The sequence below is a fragment of the Ruegeria sp. ABD4_443 genome (genome assembly GCF_056160865.1).
The window spans coordinates 281,701-301,181 of sequence record NZ_JBSWYA010000005.1 but is presented as its reverse complement, the minus strand read 5'-3'; the positions used below and the strand labels follow the sequence as shown (position 1 = coordinate 301,181).

Here is a 19,481-nt window from a genome sequence, read left to right as displayed (position 1 = left end):
ATTGGCGAGATCAACACCGCTACCGTCCGCTTTCACACGGACCTTCACATTATAGTCAATCACGCGCTTGACAGGCACGAGTACCTTCATTGGAATGCTCTCCAAGTTATTGTGTTTGATCAGTAAAACGCCTGAAGCCCGGTGATTGCACGACCCAGGATCAGGGCGTGGACATCATGGGTTCCCTCATAGGTGTTCACGGTTTCAAGGTTCATCATGTGCCGGATGACATGGAACTCTTCCGAGATGCCGTTGCCACCGTGCATGTCGCGGGCGTGGCGGGCAATGTCCAGGGCCTTGCCACAATTGTTGCGCTTGATAAGCGAGATCATTTCAGGGGCCGCGTGACCGTCCTGCATCAAGCGTCCGACCCGCAGCGCGGCTTGCAGGCCAAGTGCGATATCGGTTTGCATATCGGCCAGTTTCTTCTGGAAAAGCTGCGTCTGGGCCAGCGGTCTGTTGAACTGCTTGCGATCCAGGCCATATTGGCGCGCGGCGTGGAAACAGAACTCGGCCGCGCCCAAGACACCCCAGGCGATACCATAGCGCGCCCGGTTGAGACAGCCAAACGGGCCCTTCAACCCTTCGACGCCGGGCAGCAACGCGTCTTCTGCGACCACGACATCTTTCATCACGATTTCGCCCGTCGTTGAGGCACGCAGCGAAAGTTTGCCACCGATTTTCGGCGCGGACAGCCCCGGCATCCCCTTTTCCAGGATAAAGCCGCGGATTTTGCCGTCATGGGCCTCGGATTTGGCCCAGACAACAAACACATCCGCAAACGGCGCGTTGGAGATCCACATCTTGGTGCCATTGAGGACATAGCCCTCGGCGGTCTTTTTGGCAGTGGTCTTCATGCCCGCAGGGTCCGACCCCGCGTCCGGTTCGGTCAGGCCAAAACAGCCGATGAACTCACCCGTAACCAGCTTGGGCAGGTATTTTTGGCGCTGCTCTTCCGACCCATATGCGTGGATCGGGTACATCACCAGCGACGATTGCACCGACATCATCGACCGATACCCGCTGTCGACGCGTTCGATCTCGCGCGCGATCAGGCCGTAGGTCACGTATGAGGCACCCAGCCCGCCGTATTGCTCGGGAATGGTGACGCCCAGCAAACCCGCCTCGCCCATTTCGCGAAACACGCCCGGATCGGCGGTTTCCTCGGCATAGGCTTTCATCACACGGGGCTGAAGCCGGTCCTGGGCAAAGCTGTGGGCCGCGTCACGCAGCATCCGCTCATCCTGGTCAAGCTGGTCTTCGATGCGGAACGCATCTGCCCAGTCAAAGGGGCCAAGGCTGGGGCCGTTCGTGTCTTTTGCCATCTGTCTCATTCCTCTGCTTCAGAGTGGGCCAGCTGTTCCGCGAAAGCCGAAAGCAGCTTGTGTTTCAATATCTTACCCGTCGGCGCGGCCGGAAGCTGCGTTGTCAGGATGATGCGGGACGGGCGTTTGTATCCGGTCAACCGTTCGGCGGCAAAGGCGGCCAGCGCCTCTTTGTTCACCGCCGCCGGGTCCGCGCATTGCACAAAGGCAAGGATTTCTTCGTCGCCGTTGACGGAATTGCCAATCACCGCCGACTGGATGACGTCCGGGTGGTCGTTCAGCGCGGCCTCGACCTCGGGCGGGTAGACGTTGAACCCGCCGCGAATGATAAGCTCTTTGCAGCGACCAACGACGTGCAGGTTCCCGTCCCCGTCCATTTTCCCAAGGTCGCCGGTTCTGAGCCAGCCGTCGGCATCAATGGCGCGGGCGGTTTCCTGCGGGTTCCTGAAATAGCCCTTCATGACCTGCGGGCCCCGGGCCAGGATTTCACCGGCATCGGGGTCGCCGTCTGCACCAACGGACGTATCCAGCCGGATCTCTGTATCGGGCAGCGCAATGCCCGCGCTGATATCGGGCGAACCGATCGGATTGCGGGTGCTGCAAATCCCGGCGGTGCTTTCCGTCAGCCCATAGCCGTTCTGCAAGGGCAGACCATAGAACGCTTCGGCCTTGCGTTTCCACGCAGGATCCAGCGGCGCGGCCCCCGAAGAAACATAGCGCAGCTTGCTGTTTTCAAGATGCGTAAGCCCCCGGTCCTTGGCATATTGCATCAGCAGCGCATGCATTTGCGGCACCGCCGGCAGAACGGTCGCCTTGTCCATCAGCGCCGCATACAAGGCATCGGGGCGGAACCGGGGTTCAAGCTGAATGGTGGCGCCGATATCGCAGGCCGCCATCAGCATTGAGGCCAGGCCAAAGACATGGGTCAGCGGCAAAACGCCATAGATCGTGTCGTCTTGCCTCATGCCGCGCAGTTTGGCCGAGGCCTGGCCTGCAAACAGCAAATTGGCATGTGTCAGCATCACCCCTTTGGGGTCGCCGGTCGTGCCGGTTGTATAAAGCAGGACAGCGGTTTCATCCGGTCCCGCCTGAACCGGCTCGGGGTCGCTGGCGCCGGCAATGGTGATGGCGAAGTTTCCGAACGGCGTTTCCTGCGCGGTGGCATTCGCGGCCTGCGCGTGTGCGGCTGCTTCCTTGGACACTTCGGTCGTAAAGACCGTTGCACGCGGCGATGCATGGGACATCACCCGTGCGATCTCGGCCCCGGTCATCCGTGCGTTGATCGGCAATGCGTAGGCCCCGACAGCGCTGGCGGCAAAGACAAAAACCGCGGTCGTGATGCAGTTTTCGGCCACGATGGCCACGCGGTCGCCGGGCTGCACGCCATGGTCCCGCAGCAGGGCCGCGGCCTGTGCGGTCGCAGCCTGGTACTGAGCATAGGTCACCTGGCGCCCGTTGCCGTCTATCAACGCGACCGCATCGGGAAAGCTATGTGCGCTTTTCGCCACAAGATGATGAATCCGGAAGTCGATTTCAGTCATGACATCAGTGCCTTTGCACGTTGCGTTGCATGGGTGTGGGGACGCAGCCGCGCCAGCGCGACGCCCGCCTCGTGTTCCAGTTGGGCCACGATGGCCGCCAGCGGGGCGATACCATCGGTCAAACCCAGGGCCTGACCCGCCGACAACATGCCGCGTGACACGTCACCGGTTTCATAAGCTTTGCGGCCAATCGCGCCGGACACATGTGGCATAAGCTCGGCAATACCAACATCGGGGTTGTCAGCCTCAAGCTGCCGCACGATCCGGGTTGTTTCGTTGCTCAGAGTGCGGATCGTGTTGCGCACGCTGCCCATCGTCAGCGTGGTATCGCGTTCGTTTGCGTCAACCAGGGCCTGCTTGTATTGCGGGTGGGCCGAGATTTCCTCGGCCACCAGAAAGCGCGTTCCGATCACGACACCCGAAGCCCCAGACGCCAGGGCCGCGATGATCTGGCTGCCGGCACCGATGCCGCCGCCGATCAGGAACGGCACATCCAGGTGCCGCTCGGCAAGGGCCTGATTGACCATGCTGCCGATCAAATCAAGGCCGGGATGGCCGCCACATTCGGCACCGACAATCGAGACCATATCAACGCCCACCGCTTGCGCCTTTACGGCATAGCGCACGCTTGGAACCTTGTGCAGGACCGTGATGCCCGCGTCCTTGAGGATCGGCAGGAACGCCTCGGGATTGCGCCCCGAGGTTTCGACAAAACGCACGCCCTCATCGGCGATCAGGCGGAACGTGTCGGCAATCCGCTCGCCTTCGACAAGTTTCGGCAACATCGAAACGTTGACACCAAAGGCGCGATCTCCGCACAGGTCCCGGCATTTCGCGATCTCGGCCCGCAAGTCGTCCGGGTCGGGAAAGCTTGCCGCAGTGATAAAGGACATGATGCCCGCATTGGCGCCCGCCGCGACATAAGTGGCGTCGGACAGCCACATTAACCCCCCCGCGACGATGGGCAGGCGGCATCCAAATCGACGGGTCACGGCGGTATCGAAAATCGGATCGGTCATGACAGGCCTCGTATCCTGGTGAACTTTGCGCTGCGTTTTTCGCGAAAGGCCGCGATGCCTTCGGCGGCTTCGGCATCTGCGACCGCATCGGCCATGGCATCGCGTTCGGCGTTCATCTGGTCCGGCAACGCAGATGTTTGCGCCGAGTTGACCAGCCCCTTGATGCGGCCTTGCGCGCGGGATGGCCCGGCGGCAAGCCTGTCGGCAAGCGCAAGCGCTGACGGGATCACCTGGTCCGCCGGTTCGATCTGGGAAATCGCCCCCAGTTCGAACAGGCGTTGTGCGGTGACCGGCTCGCCCAGCAGGGCCATGCGCATCACCATCGCGCGGGGCAATTGCGACGCCAGCATGCTGGTCAGCCCGCCGTCGGGAACAAGCCCGGCCTTGACATAGGCAACGGTAAAGGTTGCATCCCGGTCGGCCACGATCAGGTCGCAGGCAAAGGCAAGCGAAACCCCGGCTCCGGCCGCCCCGCCCTCGACCGCGGCAATCACCGGTTTCGGGCAATTCAACACGGCACGGATCATGTCATGCAGGTCTTCAATCCGGGCAAGGCGCTGATCGCGGGGCAAATCCCGGCGGGTCGCCAACATGTCCAGGTCCCCCCCGGCGCAGAAATACCCCCCCTCGCCCCGCAGGATGACCGAGGCGATGCGTGCTTCGCTTGCCGCACGTTCGACCGCATCGCCCAAAACACGGTAAAGATCGGGCGACAGCGCATTGCGCTTTGAGGTGTTGGCATTGACGACAATCAGGTGATCACCGTGATCCTCGCAATAGGCAAGCCGTTGGGTCAATGCGCCTCTCCTCCGGGTCCGCTCAGCTGGCTCGGGGGGACGCGTTTGAACACACCCGTAGCGCTCGCGATTAGCCGGTCCGCCTCGTCCCGAAGGGTTCCTTCGACGAATAACAGCGACCTGCCGCCCCCCGTGATCCGGCCCGTTGCGGTCACGACCGTCGGTCCGCTGGCTGAGGCCACATACTGGGTCGAAAGCGAGATGGTCAGGAACGGGGCCCGCCCCGTCGGGTCCACCGACAGGCTGGCGGTTGCGCCCATGGCGCTGTCCAGCAATGTCGTGGCGATACCGCCATGCAGAACCTTGTGGCGATTAAGATGTTGATCCGTCAAAGACAGAAAGCATCGCGCGCGCTTGTCGGGCTGGGTCACGTCCAGGACATAGCCCATCAGGCGCTGTGCACCGGTTTCGTCTTTGATCAGATCCCCCGCAGCCATGGGTCAGGCGACCGCCAGCGCGATGAACCGTTCAAGGTGATAGATCGTGTCGCCGAACCGGTGGTCGACCATGATCAGCCGTTTGGCCAGATGCCCCAGCTCGTATTCCTCGGTCATGCCGATACCGCCATGCATCTGGATGCTTTCCTCGGCGACCAGTTTCGCGACATTCCCGATCAGGTTCTTGGTCGCACTGACGTGCTTGTCGCGAATGTCGGCCGGCGCATCGATATGCCCGGCAAGGTTGATGACCGCAGAGCGCGCCTGTTCAATCTCGATCAGCACATCGGCCATGCGATGTTGCAAGGCCTGGAACTTGCCGATTGGTTTGCCGAATTGTTTTCGGGTCCTCAGATAGTCGGTGGTCAGTTCCCGGATGCTTTCCATAAGGCCCAGCGCCTCGGCCGAGATCGCCAGCGTGGCGCGGGCCTGAACCCGCAAGATCGCCTCGAATGCTGTGCCCTCGGCGCCCAGCAAGGCAGCGCGGTCAAGCCGGACGTCATCAAGCAGGATTTCCGCGGCCTCGCCACCGGACACCAGCGCATAGCCGCGCAAGGTCATGCCCGGGGTGGATGTCGGCACAAGAAACAGGCTGATCCCGTCCTGATCCGCAACATCGCCCGAGATGCGGGCACTGACAAGGATATGATCGGCAGCCGGTGCGTTGATGACCACCGCCTTGCGCCCGTTCAGAACAAAACCGTCACCATCGCTGGTGGCCGTGGTTTCGACATGCGACAGATCAAAGCGGCCCGCCGGTTCGCCATGGGCCAGCGCAAGCTGGATCGAGCCGTCAATTACGCCCTCGACAGTCTGTTTCTGCGCGTCATTGCCAAGGGCGGCGATCAGGCCACCGCCAAGAATGGCGCTATCAATCAGCGGATCGACCGCACCGGCCCGGCCAAGCTCTTCGAACACCACCGAGATATCGAAGCCCGCGCCGGCAAAACCGCCATCATCTTCGTCGAACAGGGCGCCGATGACACCCATTTCCGCAAGGCCCGACCAAATGGTCCGTGAAAATCCGGCATCTTGTTCTGCCAGTTCGGCCCGCAGTGCCGGTGTATAGCTTTCCCGCAGGAACCGGCGCAGGCCGTCCTGCAGCATCTGGCGTTCTTCTGTCAGTTCGAAATTCATGATCTTTCCTCACAGTTCCAGAATGGCTTTGCTCAGGATCGAGCGCTGAACCTCGTTCGATCCGCCATAGATCGACAGCTTTCGGTTGTTGAGATATTGCGCCGTGGCCGTTTCGGCATAGTCGGGACCGACCGGGCCCAGGTTGCTGCCATCCTCAAGCGCCTCTGATGCGAATGGCATCGCATAAGGCCCCACGGCAGTGCGGGTCAGCGCATTGATTTCCTGACGGATGATGGTGCCCTTGACCTTGAGCATTGAACTTTCGGCCCCCGGTGCCTGCCCTGCGGCGGCCTTGGAAACGACGCGCAGATTGGTTGTCGACATCGCCATAAGATCAATCTCGACCCGTGCGATCCGGGCTGCAAAATGCGGGTTTTCGATCAGCGGCCGCCCATTTGCCCGTTCGGCGCGGGCGATCCGTTTCAGGTTTTCCAGACCCGCATTTGCAAAGCCGACGCCGGCAATATTGGTGCGTTCATGGGTCAACAGGTACTTGGCATAGGTCCAGCCTTTGTTTTCCTCGCCCACGCGGTTTTCAACCGGAACCCGGACGTCATCAAAGAACACCTCGTTCACCTCGGGCTCACCGTCGATAAGCACAATGGGGCGGACTTTGACACCGGGGCTGTTCATGTCGACCAGCAGGAACGAGATACCCTCTTGCGGCTTGCCTTCCTTCGAAGTGCGGACCAGGCAGAAAATCATGTTGGCGTGCTGGCCCAGGGTCGTCCATGTCTTTTGACCATTGACGACATAGTGATCTCCGTCCCGCTCGGCCGTCGTGCGCACCGAGGCAAGGTCTGACCCGGCGCCGGGCTCGGAATAGCCCTGGCACCACCAGTCACTGCCGTTCAGGATACGCGGCAAATAATGGTCCTGCTGCGCTTTCGATCCGAATTTCTGCAAAACCGGTCCCAGCATCGCCAGGCCAAACGGGATGATGCGGGGCGCGGCCGCGCGGGTCATCTCGTCTTCGAAAATGTGACGCTGGACCGCATTCCACCCGGCCCCGCCGAACGCGGTGGGCCAATTTCCGGCCAGCCAGCCCTTTTCGTTCAGGATGGCGTGCCATTCCTCGTGATCCTGCTTGGTCAGCGTCTTGCCGAACCTGACCTTGTCTGACAGCCTCGAAGGCAGCTTGTCGGTCAGAAAACTGCGCACCTCGTCCCGGAACGCCTGCTGTTCTTCGGTGTAATTCAGGTCCATGGGGCGATCCCTTTCAATAGATTTCAAACAGGCCAGCAGCACCCTGGCCGCCGCCGACGCACATCGTCACGACACCCAGCTTTGCGCCACGGCGGGGGCCTTCCATCATCAGGTGCCCGGTCATCCTGACGCCGGTCATGCCAAACGGGTGGCCCACAGCGATCGAGCCGCCATTGACGTTGCAGATGTCATTGTCGATACCCAGCGTATCGCGGCAGTAAATCGCCTGGCTGGCAAAGGCCTCGTTCAACTCCCAAAGGTCGATATCTTCGACCTTTACGCCCTGGCGTTCCAACAGGCGCGGCACGGCAAGGACCGGTCCGATACCCATTTCCTCGGGTTCGCAGCCCGCAACCGCAAAGCCGCGAAAGGCCCCAAGCGGGGTCAGTCCAAGGCGTTCGGCCTCTTTGGCGTCCATCATGACCAGGGCCGCCGCACCATCGCTGAGCTGCGAGGCGTTGCCGGCGGTCACGAACTGATCGGGCCCGCGCACCGGTTCCAGCTTTTGCAGCCCTTCCAGCGTGGTCGCCGGGCGGTTGCATTCATCGCGAGAAATGGTGGTTTCGACCTGCGATACCTCGCCGGTTTCCTTGTCCTTGCGCGCCATGTTGACCGTGATTGGCACGATCTCCTGGTCAAAGCGCCCCGCCTCTTGCGCGGCAGCGGTGCGCTGCTGGCTTTGCAGGCCAAGCGCGTCTTGCGCATCGCGGCTGACCCCATAGCGGCGGGCGACAATGTCGGCGGTCTCGATCATTGTCATGTAAAGCTCGGGCTTATGCGCCTCGATCCAGGTATCGCGCGCATGGCGCACCGGCGGCTGGACCATCGAAATGCTTTCGATACCGCCCACCAGAACGGCCTTGGCGCCTTCGGTGTTGATCAGATGCGCGCCCATGGCGACCGCTTGCAGGCCGCTGGCACAGAACCGGTTGACCGTGGTCCCGGCGATGCTGACGGGCAGGCCCGCGCGGATCACCGCCTGCCGGGCGATATTGCCGCCCGTGACATATTCCGGATAGCCACATCCCCAGATGCTGTCCTCGATCAGCGCCGGATCAATGCCCGCACGTTTGACCGCCTCGGCCGCGACGTGACCGCCCAGCGTTGCACCATGGGTGATGTTGAACGTTCCGCGCCCGGCTTTGCCAATGGGCGTGCGCGCGAAAGAGACAATAACGGCATTTGACATGTTGGGTTCCTTTCAGCGCTGGTTCAGGCTGTCAAAATTGCGGCCCTCGGCCACCAGCTTTTCCAGCAGCGGCGCGGGCGACCAGAAATGATCGTCGGTTTCAGCGAATGTGCGAATATCTGCAAGAATGGCGTCGAGGCCACGCAGATCCGCGTATTTCATCGGCCCACCGCGCCAGCGCGGAAAACCGTAGCCATAAAGAAACACGACATCCACGTCCAAAGGACGCTGCGCGATGCCCTGGTCGACAACGCGAGCAGCTTCGTTGACCATCGCGGCCATGTAACGGCGCACGATCTCGTCATCGGTAAAACTGCGCGGGGTTATGCCTGCCTCGGTGCGGGCCTGCGCGATGATCTGCTCGACCTCGGGGTCGGGCCGCCCTTTGCGGTCGCCCTTGTCATAGATGTAATACCCATGACCGGTTTTCTGCCCCAGCCACCCTTTGTGATACAGGGCGTCGGCAAAGGTCGGGTACCGGTCGCGCGGATGCGCATCGGCTGCTTTGCGCTGACGCGTGGCAAAGCCGATATCCAGCCCGGCAAGGTCCGAGACCTGATAGGGGCCCATGGCAAAACCGAAATCCGTCAGCGCCTTGTCGATCTGATAGGGGCTTGCGCCATCCAGCACCATATGGTCGGCCGCCATGCGGTAATGCGACAGGATACGGTTGCCGATGAACCCGTCACAGACACCGGCGCGGACGGCCGTTTTCCCCAGCTTCTTTGCCAGCGCAAAGGCCGTGGCCACAACATCCGGCGCGGTCTTGCCTGCCACGACCACCTCAAGCAGCTTCATGATGTGGGCGGGCGAAAAGAAATGCAGACCGATCACATCCTCGGGCCGCGAGGTCACGGCGGCAATTTCATCGACATCCAGATAGGATGTGTTGGTCGCCAGGATCGCCCCGCGCGGCAGAACGGCATCCAACCTGGCGAACACATCCTTTTTCACGTCCATGCTTTCGAAAACCGCTTCGATAACCAGATCGGTATCGGCCAGCATGGCGTAATCCGTCACCGTCCCAAGCGCATCCGCCAGGATCGCGTCTCGGCGTTCCGCGCTGAGCTTGCCGCGTTTCACGGCGGCATCCAGGTTGCGCGCAATGGTGGCGCGGGCCCTGTCGGCGGCGTCCTGATCACGTTCGACCAATGTCACGGCCAAGCCATTCAGCACGGCCGACGTGGCGATCCCCGCCCCCATGGTGCCGCCACCGATCACCCCGATACGGGCGATTTCCCGCGGCGCGATGCCCGCGATTTCCGGCAGTTTGGCCACCGCGCGTTCGGCAAAGAACGCATGGATCAAACCGGCACGCTGGGGCGTGTCCATCAGCTGCAAGTACAAGCGACGTTCTTCGGCCAGCCCTTCGGCAAAGGGCATACCAACCGCCGCGCCGACCGCATCAACCGCCACCATCGGGGCCACTTCACCCCGCAGAGAAGCGTTCAGCTTTGCGCGCCATTTCGAAAGCGCGCCATCAGTATCCGTCGGCTGCGGCAGGCCGCTGACCGGGCGCGCCGGGGCCTTGTCGGCCAACAGCGACTGCGCATAATCCAATGCCGCCTGGCGGATATCCGTGCCCTGGCAAACCTGGTCGATCAGCCCGGATTGCATCGCGTCGCCTTCGGTCACGGGGGCCCCGCTCGTGATCATCCCAAGCGCCGGATCAACGCCGATCAGGCGTGGCAGGCGCTGCGTCCCGCCCGCTCCGGGCATGATGCCCAGCTTGACTTCGGGCAGCCCAAGCCGCGTTCCGGCCAAGGCGATGCGGTAATGCGCGCCCATGGCGACCTCAAGCCCGCCGCCCAGCGCAGTTCCGTGGATGGCGGCAACAACCGGTTTGCCGCTTGCCTCGATCCGGTTGATCACGTCCGGCAGGCTGGGGCTTTTCGGCGGCTTGCCGAATTCAGAGATATCTGCACCGCCAATAAACATCCGGCCCGCCCCGATGATGACCGCGATTTCGGCAGCGCCATCTGCGTCGAACCGATCAAAGGCCTCGGCCAAACCAATACGGATGGCCTGAGACAGCGCGTTGACCGGCGCATTGTCGACGGTCACGACCGCCACCCGACCAACGTTTTCGTAAGCTACCGCTGCCATTTATCTGCCCCTTTTCCAGCCTGGAACCCTGATAAAGGGTCCGCCCTTTAATTTCAATATGCAATATTGAATTCTACAATGCGGAATTCACAATATCACAGCTCGCGGATGGCCTGGGAAAACCCCTGCCCCATCATCTGTTCAAGTTCCTGCACCGTTTCACGGAGCCTTGGCCCGACCTCGGTACGCATGCGCGGCACCGACAGCACCTCGGGAAGCGCGCCGCAGGTGAAAATAACCGGCTCGCTCAGGTCACGCGAATGAAACGGGGTCGCGACCGCGTGAATATTGGCGGTGAAATACTCACTCGGGTCGGTGACGACAAACCCCGTGGTGACAAGCTGATTATGCGCCTGGCGGCGAATCTCGGTCGCGCGTTCCAGGGTCAGCCCCCGGTCACCATCCACGTCCGTCACGACCTGCTCGAAACCCTCTTCGGTTGTTGCCGCCAGCAGCGCATGACCCGAGGATGTGCCGTTGAAAGGCAAGCGATGCCCGACTTCAAGCCATAACGACGCCACGCCCCGTGGCCGCCAGGTTTTGACGATCAGCAAATTGCTGTCATCGCGCACCAGCAACAGGGCAAGAGTTCCCGTTTCATCGGCCAGACGCTGCATCAGCGGCGACGAAAGGTCGACAAATGAAATGGACGCGCTGGCCATATTTCCAAGCGCCAGCAACGCCGGCCCCGGCCGATACCGGTCATGCCGCCTGGCATGAGTGAGATAGCCGAGCTTTTGCAAGGTGAAGGTCAGGCGCGACACGGTCGATTTCGGGATACCCGTCCGCTCCGAGATATCGGCATTGCCCAGACCGTCATCAGAAGGCCGGAATGCCCGCAGAACGCTTAGCCCGCGTGCCAGCGTCGTTGCGAACCTTCTGTCTGTCTCAATCTCTTTGGGCATGGCGTTTTCTATCACGTTTCTGACCGCAAACTACATCGAATTCGGGATGAGAAGCGATATGATCGGGAAGACCATGATCAGGATCAGAACGATCACGTCAACCGTCAGAAACCGCAGGATGCCCGAGAATATCCGGTCGATCGGAACGTCCTTGCCGACGACATTTGCGATGACGAACACATTCAACCCGACAGGCGGTGTAATCAGCCCGATCTCAAGCAGTTTGATCACCACCACGCCGAACCAGATCAGGTCGAACCCGTATGTTTCCACCAGCGGGATCATCAGCGGCAGGGTCAGCACCATGATCCCGATCGGATCCAGGAACATCCCCAGCACCAGGTAGATCACCGCGATGGCGGCCATCAGCATGACCGGCGAAAGCTGCGCCTCTGTTACGGCGCTGACAATGGACGGGGCCACGCCGGTCAGGGCCACGAAAGCCACAAAAATCTTTGCGGCGGCTGCTATCAGAAAGATGCTGGCCGTCTGGACGCATGTTTCGCGCAAGGACTCCATCAACCCCCGCAGATCAAGCTTGCCCTGGACAAAGCCGATGGCGACCGCGGCCGATACGCAGATTGCCGCGGCTTCGGTGGCCGTGAAGATACCGCCATAGATGCCGCCCACAATGATCACGAACAGGCTGATGGCGGGCCAGGATTCAAGCGCGGCCCTGCCGCGGTCGCGCATCGTGATGCGGCCTTCGAACCTGGGCGCGGCTTCGGGCCTTCTGTGTACCCAGATAAAGATCACCAGGACAAAACCCAGCAACGAAATGATGCCCGGCAGAATACCCGCAAGGAACAGCGCGCTGATCGACGTTTCCGTAAAGATGCCGTAAATGATGAAAAGGACCGATGGCGGGATAAGCGATCCCAGCGTGCCGCCCGCGGCGACGCTGGCGGTGGCAAGCCGCTTGTCATAGCCCATGCGCAACATTTCCGGCGAACAGATGCGCCCCATGGTCGAAGCACAGGCAATGGACGACCCCGTGATTGCCGAGAACCCGCCGCACCCTACGACCGAGGCCATCGCGACACCGCCCGGCACACTTGCCAGCCAAACCCGCGCAGCCTGGTAGATTTTGGTCGTGATTTCAGCCCGGTATGCAATGTGGCCCAGCGCGATAAACAGCGGAATCATCGACAGATCATAGGAATGGATCAGGTCGAAAGAGTTCGAGAAAACCAACGAGGTCGTGGGCTTGAACGCCCTCTCTGGGGCAAAGGCGCCGGTACGAAAGGCAAAGACCACAAAGGTGCCCACCGTGGCAACGCCGGCCAGCGCAAAGGCAATGGGTACCCGGAACGCAAGCAGACCGATGACAGAGGCGAAGGCGACGATGCCGATAAGGGTGCCGTCCATCAGACGCTCTCCTCGTGTTCATGTTCGGGGGCAACTACGCTGCCACCGGCCCGGATGGTGCGGATGTCGCCGATCACCATCAGCAACAACCGAAGCCAGCAAAAGGAAACCCCGATCAGGAAAACCACCCGACCCGGCCATTTGGGCAGGTTAAGCTGGCCAAAGAAAAAGGACCCGCTTTCGATTGTGTGGACGGCCTCGCGCCAGCCCGCATAGATCAGCGGGGACAAGGCAAACAGACCGAAGACACCGCCCCAGACAATAAGCCAGTCCTGTGCGCGGGGCGGCAACTTGTTGCTCAGGAACTCGACGACGATATGCGCCCGATCAAGGGTCGCCACGGCCAGCGGCAACACGATCGCCACCACCATCAGCTCGCGCACGATCACGATCGTATCCGGGATGCCGGAATTGACAGTGGCCCGCAGCAGCACACTGGCCGTGATCAGGACACCAAGACCGATAACGGCAAAGACGGCCAGATCGAGCAGAAGTTTTTCAACGCGACGCAACATCGGTCAACTCCGTCCGGTAAAAAATGACAAAGGCGCCGCGGCGTCGGTCAAACGCCGCGGGCTTGATAGCAACGGGCGTCAGCCGCGGGCCCAGGGGTACCCCTGGCTGTCGCGTTCCGCGGAATATTTTTCCAGCAGCACCTGGAACTGCTCCAGCAGCGCGCCGCCGTCCAGACCCGCCGCGTTCGCGCGTTCTAGCCATACATCGACATATTGCTGACCTTGCTGCACCAGCTTGTCGCGCTCGGCCGCGGGCAGGTCGATCACTTCGATACCGGCCTCCTTCATGGTCTCAACGGCGGCATCATTGGCTGTCGTAATCAATTCGCCCAGCTTATCCGCCATCGCGACACCGGCATCGTTCAATGCGGTTTGCGTTTCAGGGTCGAACGCGTCATAGGCGTCTTTGTTCATGAACACGCCCAAGGCACCGACCTGCCCCCAGTTCAGCAGGGTATAGCTGGTCATGACTTCCTGCTGTTTCAGCGCCGCCACCGCATAGGAATAGCCCTGCGAGCAATCCAGCAGCCCGGTATCGAGACCCTGATAGGCATCATAGATCGACATCGGGACCATATTGGCACCAAAATCCCGGAACGTGTCGCCATAGGCGCCGACGCCGCGAATTTTCAGCCCCGAAATATCCTCGACCGATCGGATCGCCGCATCCTTGCACGCAATATTGACAGCCGATGTCGTGAAGGTGCCGATATAAACAAGGTTCTGATCCGCCAGGCTTGCCGTGATCGCGTCAGAGCTGCGCATCAATTCGTCGGTTGCGCGCATCCCCACCCAGGCATCGTCATTGAGCATCGGCAGATCGGCAAAACCATAGCTCAGCATCTCTTGCGGAAAATACACGGCAATGACCGTCCCCAGGTCGGCAACCCCGTCGGAAACGGATTGCGCCGCCGCATTGGCCTTGAACAACGCGCCACCCCACTGGATGTCGATCTTGACCTCGCCATCGGTGCGGGCGGTCACATCATCGGCAAAGGATTGCAGCGCGGCAGCCCGCGCACCCCGATTCGGTCCTGCTTCGCCCAGGATCAGGGTCGTTTCGGCGCTGGCGACGGTCGCAGCCACCAGGCACAACGCGGCGGCGGTGCTTGCTCGTAGGGATTTCATTGGGTCTCCTCCCATAATTCCACTATGCGGTTTTAAATTCCATTTATACGAACACTAGTGCAGCCGTCTGAGAAAAGTCAAGCAGCGTGTTGTCTCGATAGCCTCACGGTCAAAACGCCGCCGCTCACGACATCCAGGATGTGCGGGCCCCAGACCAGTCCGGGACCAAAGCCCGCCACAAGGGGCGGCCCGCACCGCATTCACCGCGCGCGGCCATACCCGGCCAGCCAATTGCCCCGAACACCGGGCCCCAAGGCGCATAGGCGCAGCATTCCAGACGCGCAAAAGTTGCGCCCTGACGCAGTGCCGAATTTCAACTTGTCGGGAAAAATGGTGCCCCCACACGGACTCGAACCGCGGACCTACTGATTACAAATCAGTTGCTCTACCAGCTGAGCTATAGGGGCGCAGGACGTCGATTACTGAGTCTGCAAGCAGACTGCAAGTCAGATTTTTGCCGACCCCCGAAAATCGCATCTGTTCCGAACCGCCGGCACGCGGAAAATCGAGAGGTTCCCAATTTGACTGTCCCCGGTACAGGTTGTACCCCCACATAAGTAACTTCGGGTTGCAAGGATTTTGAGTAACATGCAAGTGGTCATTCACGCCGGTGCCGCCTTTACGGACCAGGGGCTCTTGCTGAAATCCCTGCGGGCAAATGCCAACATGCTGGCCGAGAACGGGGTGTCCTTTCTGGGGCCCAAGGTTTTTCGGCAGAGTTTCATGGCGCCGCTGGCGGGCCTGCACGGGGCGCCGCTTGATCCACTTCAGCTTGCGGCGATGCGGGATGTCGTACCTGATGATCCGGCGGCGAGGCGCGTAATCCTGTCTGCGCCGGGCTTTTTGGGTGAGCGCAACGCCATCATTCAGGACGGGCAGTTTTGCCCGATGGCCGGTCAGCGGGTAGCCTATCTGGACAAGGTATTCGCCGAGCATGAGGTCGAACTGTGCGTCGCGCTGCGCAACCCCGGCAGCTTTATCCCCAAGGTTCTGATGTCCCTGCACGAAACCACGCGGCAAGAGGTTCTGGACACCACCGACCTGAGCTGTCTGAGCTGGCTGACGATGATCGAGGATATTCGGGACCTGGCCCCCAATGTCCGCGTCACCTTGTGGAGCAACGAAGACACGCCCCTGATCTGGGGCGATATTCTGCGGACGCTGGCTGGCCTGCCCGCAGGCACACCGATGCAGAGCGAGTATGCGCTGTTGTCGTCGCTTGTATCGGACATCGGGAAACGCGAAATCCTTGCGCTGGTCCGACAGGACACCGTCAGTGCGGATGACGCGATACGGGACAAGCTTGCCGATATTTTCGACACGCATGCCAAGCTGGATGAAATCGAAGAAACGCTGGACCTGCCCGGCTGGTCCGAAGACATCGTCGACGCCTTTTCAGAGATTTACGAGCAGGACCTGGCACGATTGCAGACCATGCCAGACATTCGCGTCATCAGACCCTGAGGCAGCCGCCCCGATCGGGCTTACATTCCAAGGGCTTCCTTGTACATTTCCAGAACCGCCTCTTCCTCGGCGATATCGTCCTTGTCACGCTTGCGCAGCGCGATCACCTTGCGCATGACCTTGGTGTCGTAACCGCGGGCCTTGGCTTCGGCCATGACTTCTTTTTGCTGTTCGGCAATGTCTTTCTTTTCCGCTTCGAGACGCTCGAACCGTTCAATGAACTGCCGCAGTTCACCAGCGGTAACGCGATAGTTGTCAGAGGCCTGGTTTTCGGTGATGTCTTCCATCTGCGTCCCTCTCAGAATTGGTATTTTGCGCTGTGCCTCGGGGGCAATATGGCGGATACATCGCCGGCGCGCTGGCCGCAAGCGGTCAATACCCGCGCCCGGGCCTTGTGCTGTGGGGTGCGATCAGCTAAGCGCAAAGCCATCTTGGATGCCAGGGGCGGAAACCCATGTTCGACTTTATTATCTGGGGGGGTGCAACCCTGTCGCTGGCCGGGCTTTTGGGCCTTGTGTGGTGTATCCTGCGGGTGATGAAAGCGCGCAAGTCGAACCTTTCGGATGACGAATTGCGCGCCGTGGTTCAGGCTGTTCTGCCGTGGAACCTGGCTTCGCTTTTTCTGTCGGTCATCGGTTTGATGATGGTCATCCTGGGCGTTTCCCTTGGATGACCAACCCGGTCAGACCGGCATGTTGTCGAACTGCGCTTCAACCGCGTCTTCGCACAATGCGGCATCCAGCCGTCGCAGGCGCGGCGGAACCTGAACGCCTTGCGCTTTCATCCGGTCGATAACCCTGCTGACGCTTGGTCGAAGGGCCAGTCGAGTGTCCTGACATGCACCGCGCAGCCGCTGCTCGAGCTGCTCGGCTTCGGCGTATAGATCATGTACGGTCATTGTTTCCTCCCAGTAATGCCAGTCTGCCAGATATAGGTAACGACATTAAGACCAACTTGAGACTTGCTGGCCCCCTGCGGAAAGTCGCCTGTCATTCACCGGAAAAATGGCGACCCACCGCAGGTCGCACAATTCATAGGCTATTTTGACTGGTGCTGCCTTGACAGACATCAAGTTCTGCATTGGAACTTGAATCATATTCCGTTATCAATATATGAAACAGACGATATGCGGGAGACCTCCATGACACCTCTGGTAAAAGCCTTCTTCGATCCGCAGACCTTCACCGTGTCCTACGTGGTTCAGGAACCCGAAGGAAACGCGTGCGCCATTATCGACAGCGTTCTGGATTTCGACCATGCATCGGGTCGCACGGATACCAGCTCGGCCGACCAGATCGTGGATTACGTTCAAAAGGCAGGGCTGAGGGTGGACTGGATTCTGGAAAGCCATGTTCACGCAGATCACTTGTCGGCGGCGCCGTATCTGCAACAGAAACTGGGCGGCAAGATCGGGATCGGTGAGAATATCATCGTGGTGCAGGACACGTTTGGAAAAGTGTTCAACGAAGGCACCGAATTCCAGCGTGACGGCAGCCAGTTCGATGCATTGCTTTCGGAAGGCGACAGTTTTCATATCGGCCAGCTGCGCGGGGATGTCTTGCATACACCGGGGCACACCCCGGCCTGCCTGACCTATGTCATCGGCGACGCCGCCTTTGTCGGGGATACGCTGTTCATGCCCGATTTCGGAACGGCGCGCTGCGACTTTCCGGGGGGGTCTTCGGCCCGCCTGTTCGAGTCGATCCAGAAAATCCTGTCGCTTCCGGATGAAACCCGGATCTTTGTCGGCCATGACTACAAGGCCCCCGGCCGCGACGACTATGCGTGGGAAACCACCGTAGGCGAACAAAAGGCGCTGAACATTCACATCGGTCAGGGCCGCAGCATCGAAGAGTTTTGCCAGATGCGCGACGCGCGCGACGCGACGCTGGACATGCCGCGTCTGATCCTGCCGTCGCTGCAGGTGAATATGCGAGCCGGGCAAATGCCCCCGGCCGATGACGACGGGAATGTCTTTCTGAAAATTCCGGTCGACAAGATCTGACCGAACAACGCGTAATTCAAAAGGAATACAACAATGAACCCGGAATGGATTTGGGGATTGGTCGGCGGCTTGCTGATTGGCCTTGGTGGCGCGGTGTTCCTGCTGGGAAATGGCCGGGTCATGGGCGCCAGCGGAATCCTGGGCGGCCTTGTGGATGGGACCGGCAAAGGCAACCTGGGCGAACGGCTGGCCTTTATTGCCGGTGTGATCGGCGCGCCCCTGGTCTTGCGGCCCCTGATCGCGCCGCAATCTGAAACGCATCTGACGCCGGACCTGGCCGTGGTGATCGCCGCTGGCCTGCTTGTCGGGGTCGGGACGCGCATCGCCAACGGGTGCACTTCGGGGCACGGCGTGTGCGGAATCTCGCGGTTTTCTTTGCGCGGCATTGTCGCGACCGTGTTCTACATCCTGGCGGGCGGCATGACAATCGCCCTGTTCCGGCACGTATGGGGAGTGATCTGATGCGGGGGATTCTGGCGGCCTTGGCGGGCATGTTGTTTGGAACCGGCCTGTTGATTTCGGGGATGACGGACACCACCAAGGTACAGGGTTGGCTGGACGTGTTCGGCCAATGGGACCCGACACTGGCCTTCGTGATGGGCGGCGCAATCCTGCCCATGCTGATCGCATGGCGTTTCACCCGAAATCGGCAACCGCTGGCCGGAGGGCAGTTTCCGGCCCCGCCGCGGCCCGAACTTGACCGGCGACTTGTGGCGGGATCGGTGCTGTTCGGCATGGGTTGGGGCCTGGCGGGGCTGTGCCCGGGGCCGGCCATGGCATCGCTCAGCTTCGGCGGCACGGCCGGTGTGGTCTTTCTGGTCGCGATGGTCGCGGGGATGATCGCGGCCCCAAAGGTCGGGACACAACTGGACAGGATCGCAAACGCGACCTAAGCAATTGATATGGAGATTCGCCCGATAACCCCCCGCTACGCCGTCTCGCCCCAAATCAGTGTCGAGGACGTCCCGGCCATTGCTGCGGCCGGATTTGTCAAAGTGATCTGCAACCGCCCGAATTCCGAGGTTCCCGCGGATCTGCAATCTGATGCCATTGGCGAGGCCGTTCGGGCTGCGGGGTTGGAATACGAAGTGCTGGAGCTGACGCACCAGACGATGACCCCCGACAATGTTGCCCTGCAAAAAGACCTGGCCGAAAGTTGCAGCGGGCCGGTTCTGGCGTATTGCGCGTCGGGCACGCGCTGTTCCGTCATCTGGGCCTTGGGGCAATGCAACGCGATGACCACTGACGAAATCCTCGACGCGACGGGCAAGGCCGGGTATGCCCTGGACAACCTCAGACCGACATTGGACCAGATACGCCGCTCGGGCAGCTAAACGTG

At 60.9% G+C, this 19,481-nt stretch carries 21 protein-coding genes, 1 tRNA gene and 1 pseudogene; 6 read left to right on the top strand and 17 right to left on the bottom strand.

Features of this window, described 5'->3' with window-relative positions; all coding sequences use genetic code 11:
• From ACXAG8_RS12510 to ACXAG8_RS12440, 15 genes and pseudogenes are all read right to left on the bottom strand, one after another.
• Positions 1 to 90: pseudogene (locus ACXAG8_RS12510) on the bottom strand (electron transfer flavoprotein subunit beta/FixA family protein); the annotation flags it as partial.
• 29 nt (positions 91 to 119) lie between these two features.
• The gene (locus ACXAG8_RS12505) at positions 120 to 1,325 is read right to left on the bottom strand and encodes an acyl-CoA dehydrogenase (protein WP_475225366.1); all 1,206 of its coding nucleotides are present in this window, start codon (positions 1,323 to 1,325) and stop codon (positions 120 to 122) included.
• 5 nt (positions 1,326 to 1,330) lie between these two features.
• Positions 1,331 to 2,866: a class I adenylate-forming enzyme family protein gene (locus ACXAG8_RS12500; RefSeq protein ID WP_475225363.1), complete on the bottom strand. Its 1,536-nt coding sequence runs from the start codon at positions 2,864 to 2,866 to the stop codon at positions 1,331 to 1,333.
• A complete protein-coding gene (locus tag ACXAG8_RS12495; RefSeq protein WP_475225359.1) occupies positions 2,863 to 3,885 on the bottom strand; it encodes an NAD(P)H-dependent flavin oxidoreductase in 1,023 nt (340 codons plus the stop codon). Before ACXAG8_RS12495 ends, ACXAG8_RS12500 begins: the two co-directional genes overlap by 4 nt.
• Complete coding sequence (locus tag ACXAG8_RS12490; RefSeq protein WP_475225356.1) at positions 3,882 to 4,682, bottom strand: oxepin-CoA hydrolase, alternative type; 801 nt, start codon at positions 4,680 to 4,682, stop codon at positions 3,882 to 3,884. Before ACXAG8_RS12490 ends, ACXAG8_RS12495 begins: the two co-directional genes overlap by 4 nt.
• Positions 4,679 to 5,119, bottom strand: a complete 441-nt coding sequence (locus ACXAG8_RS12485; RefSeq protein ID WP_475225353.1) for a PaaI family thioesterase — start codon at positions 5,117 to 5,119, stop codon at positions 4,679 to 4,681. Before ACXAG8_RS12485 ends, ACXAG8_RS12490 begins: the two co-directional genes overlap by 4 nt.
• Positions 5,120 to 5,122: 3 nt before the next feature.
• On the bottom strand, positions 5,123 to 6,256 hold the full coding sequence (locus tag ACXAG8_RS12480) for an acyl-CoA dehydrogenase family protein (protein ID WP_475225350.1): 1,134 nt from the start codon (positions 6,254 to 6,256) through the stop codon (positions 5,123 to 5,125).
• Positions 6,257 to 6,265: 9 nt separating this feature from the next.
• A complete protein-coding gene (locus ACXAG8_RS12475) occupies positions 6,266 to 7,462 on the bottom strand; it encodes an acyl-CoA dehydrogenase family protein (protein ID WP_475225345.1) in 1,197 nt (398 codons plus the stop codon).
• A gap of 13 nt (positions 7,463 to 7,475) precedes the next feature.
• Positions 7,476 to 8,651, bottom strand: a complete 1,176-nt coding sequence (locus ACXAG8_RS12470) for an acetyl-CoA C-acyltransferase (protein ID WP_475225339.1) — start codon at positions 8,649 to 8,651, stop codon at positions 7,476 to 7,478.
• A 12-nt stretch (positions 8,652 to 8,663) separates the two neighbouring features.
• Positions 8,664 to 10,757 (bottom strand): 3-hydroxyacyl-CoA dehydrogenase NAD-binding domain-containing protein, encoded by a 2,094-nt coding sequence (locus ACXAG8_RS12465; protein ID WP_475225335.1) that lies wholly within the window; start codon positions 10,755 to 10,757, stop codon positions 8,664 to 8,666.
• A gap of 95 nt (positions 10,758 to 10,852) precedes the next feature.
• Positions 10,853 to 11,662, bottom strand: coding sequence for an IclR family transcriptional regulator (locus ACXAG8_RS12460; protein WP_475225332.1), 810 nt, complete (start codon positions 11,660 to 11,662; stop codon positions 10,853 to 10,855).
• A gap of 30 nt (positions 11,663 to 11,692) precedes the next feature.
• A complete protein-coding gene (locus ACXAG8_RS12455) occupies positions 11,693 to 13,030 on the bottom strand; it encodes a TRAP transporter large permease (RefSeq protein WP_475225324.1) in 1,338 nt (445 codons plus the stop codon).
• On the bottom strand, positions 13,030 to 13,545 hold the full coding sequence (locus ACXAG8_RS12450; protein ID WP_475225315.1) for a TRAP transporter small permease: 516 nt from the start codon (positions 13,543 to 13,545) through the stop codon (positions 13,030 to 13,032). The genes ACXAG8_RS12455 and ACXAG8_RS12450 overlap by 1 nt, the downstream gene beginning before the upstream one ends.
• A 78-nt stretch (positions 13,546 to 13,623) precedes the next feature.
• Positions 13,624 to 14,673: a C4-dicarboxylate TRAP transporter substrate-binding protein gene (locus tag ACXAG8_RS12445; RefSeq protein WP_475225308.1), complete on the bottom strand. Its 1,050-nt coding sequence runs from the start codon at positions 14,671 to 14,673 to the stop codon at positions 13,624 to 13,626.
• A gap of 331 nt (positions 14,674 to 15,004) precedes the next feature.
• Positions 15,005 to 15,080: transfer RNA gene (locus tag ACXAG8_RS12440), tRNA-Thr, on the bottom strand.
• Positions 15,081 to 15,261: 181 nt separating this feature from the next.
• Here ACXAG8_RS12440 and ACXAG8_RS12435 point away from each other — a divergent pair.
• On the top strand, positions 15,262 to 16,137 hold the full coding sequence (locus ACXAG8_RS12435) for a hypothetical protein (protein WP_475225301.1): 876 nt from the start codon (positions 15,262 to 15,264) through the stop codon (positions 16,135 to 16,137).
• A gap of 20 nt (positions 16,138 to 16,157) precedes the next feature.
• Here the strand turns inward: ACXAG8_RS12435 and ACXAG8_RS12430 are convergent, their stop codons facing one another.
• A complete protein-coding gene (locus ACXAG8_RS12430) occupies positions 16,158 to 16,424 on the bottom strand; it encodes a DUF2312 domain-containing protein (RefSeq protein WP_475225298.1) in 267 nt (88 codons plus the stop codon).
• A gap of 167 nt (positions 16,425 to 16,591) precedes the next feature.
• Between ACXAG8_RS12430 and ACXAG8_RS12425 the strand changes: the two genes are divergently transcribed.
• Positions 16,592 to 16,810, top strand: a complete 219-nt coding sequence (locus ACXAG8_RS12425) for a hypothetical protein (protein ID WP_475225295.1) — start codon at positions 16,592 to 16,594, stop codon at positions 16,808 to 16,810.
• A gap of 9 nt (positions 16,811 to 16,819) precedes the next feature.
• Here ACXAG8_RS12425 and ACXAG8_RS12420 read toward each other — a convergent pair whose 3' ends face one another.
• Positions 16,820 to 17,035: a hypothetical protein gene (locus ACXAG8_RS12420; RefSeq protein ID WP_475225289.1), complete on the bottom strand. Its 216-nt coding sequence runs from the start codon at positions 17,033 to 17,035 to the stop codon at positions 16,820 to 16,822.
• A gap of 243 nt (positions 17,036 to 17,278) precedes the next feature.
• Between ACXAG8_RS12420 and ACXAG8_RS12415 the strand changes: the two genes are divergently transcribed.
• Genes ACXAG8_RS12415 through ACXAG8_RS12400 form a run of 4 tightly spaced genes read left to right on the top strand, consistent with a single transcriptional unit; the run spans position 17,279 to position 19,476 of the window.
• Positions 17,279 to 18,142 (top strand): MBL fold metallo-hydrolase, encoded by an 864-nt coding sequence (locus ACXAG8_RS12415; protein ID WP_475225283.1) that lies wholly within the window; start codon positions 17,279 to 17,281, stop codon positions 18,140 to 18,142.
• A gap of 33 nt (positions 18,143 to 18,175) precedes the next feature.
• Positions 18,176 to 18,604 carry a YeeE/YedE family protein gene (locus ACXAG8_RS12410; protein WP_475225278.1) on the top strand — a complete coding sequence of 143 codons (429 nt, stop codon included), beginning with the start codon at positions 18,176 to 18,178 and terminating at the stop codon, positions 18,602 to 18,604.
• On the top strand, positions 18,604 to 19,035 hold the full coding sequence (locus ACXAG8_RS12405) for a DUF6691 family protein (RefSeq protein WP_475225275.1): 432 nt from the start codon (positions 18,604 to 18,606) through the stop codon (positions 19,033 to 19,035). The genes ACXAG8_RS12410 and ACXAG8_RS12405 overlap by 1 nt, the downstream gene beginning before the upstream one ends.
• Positions 19,036 to 19,044: 9 nt before the next feature.
• Positions 19,045 to 19,476 (top strand): protein tyrosine phosphatase family protein, encoded by a 432-nt coding sequence (locus ACXAG8_RS12400; protein WP_475225270.1) that lies wholly within the window; start codon positions 19,045 to 19,047, stop codon positions 19,474 to 19,476.
• The last annotated feature ends 5 nt before the right edge of the window (positions 19,477 to 19,481 follow it).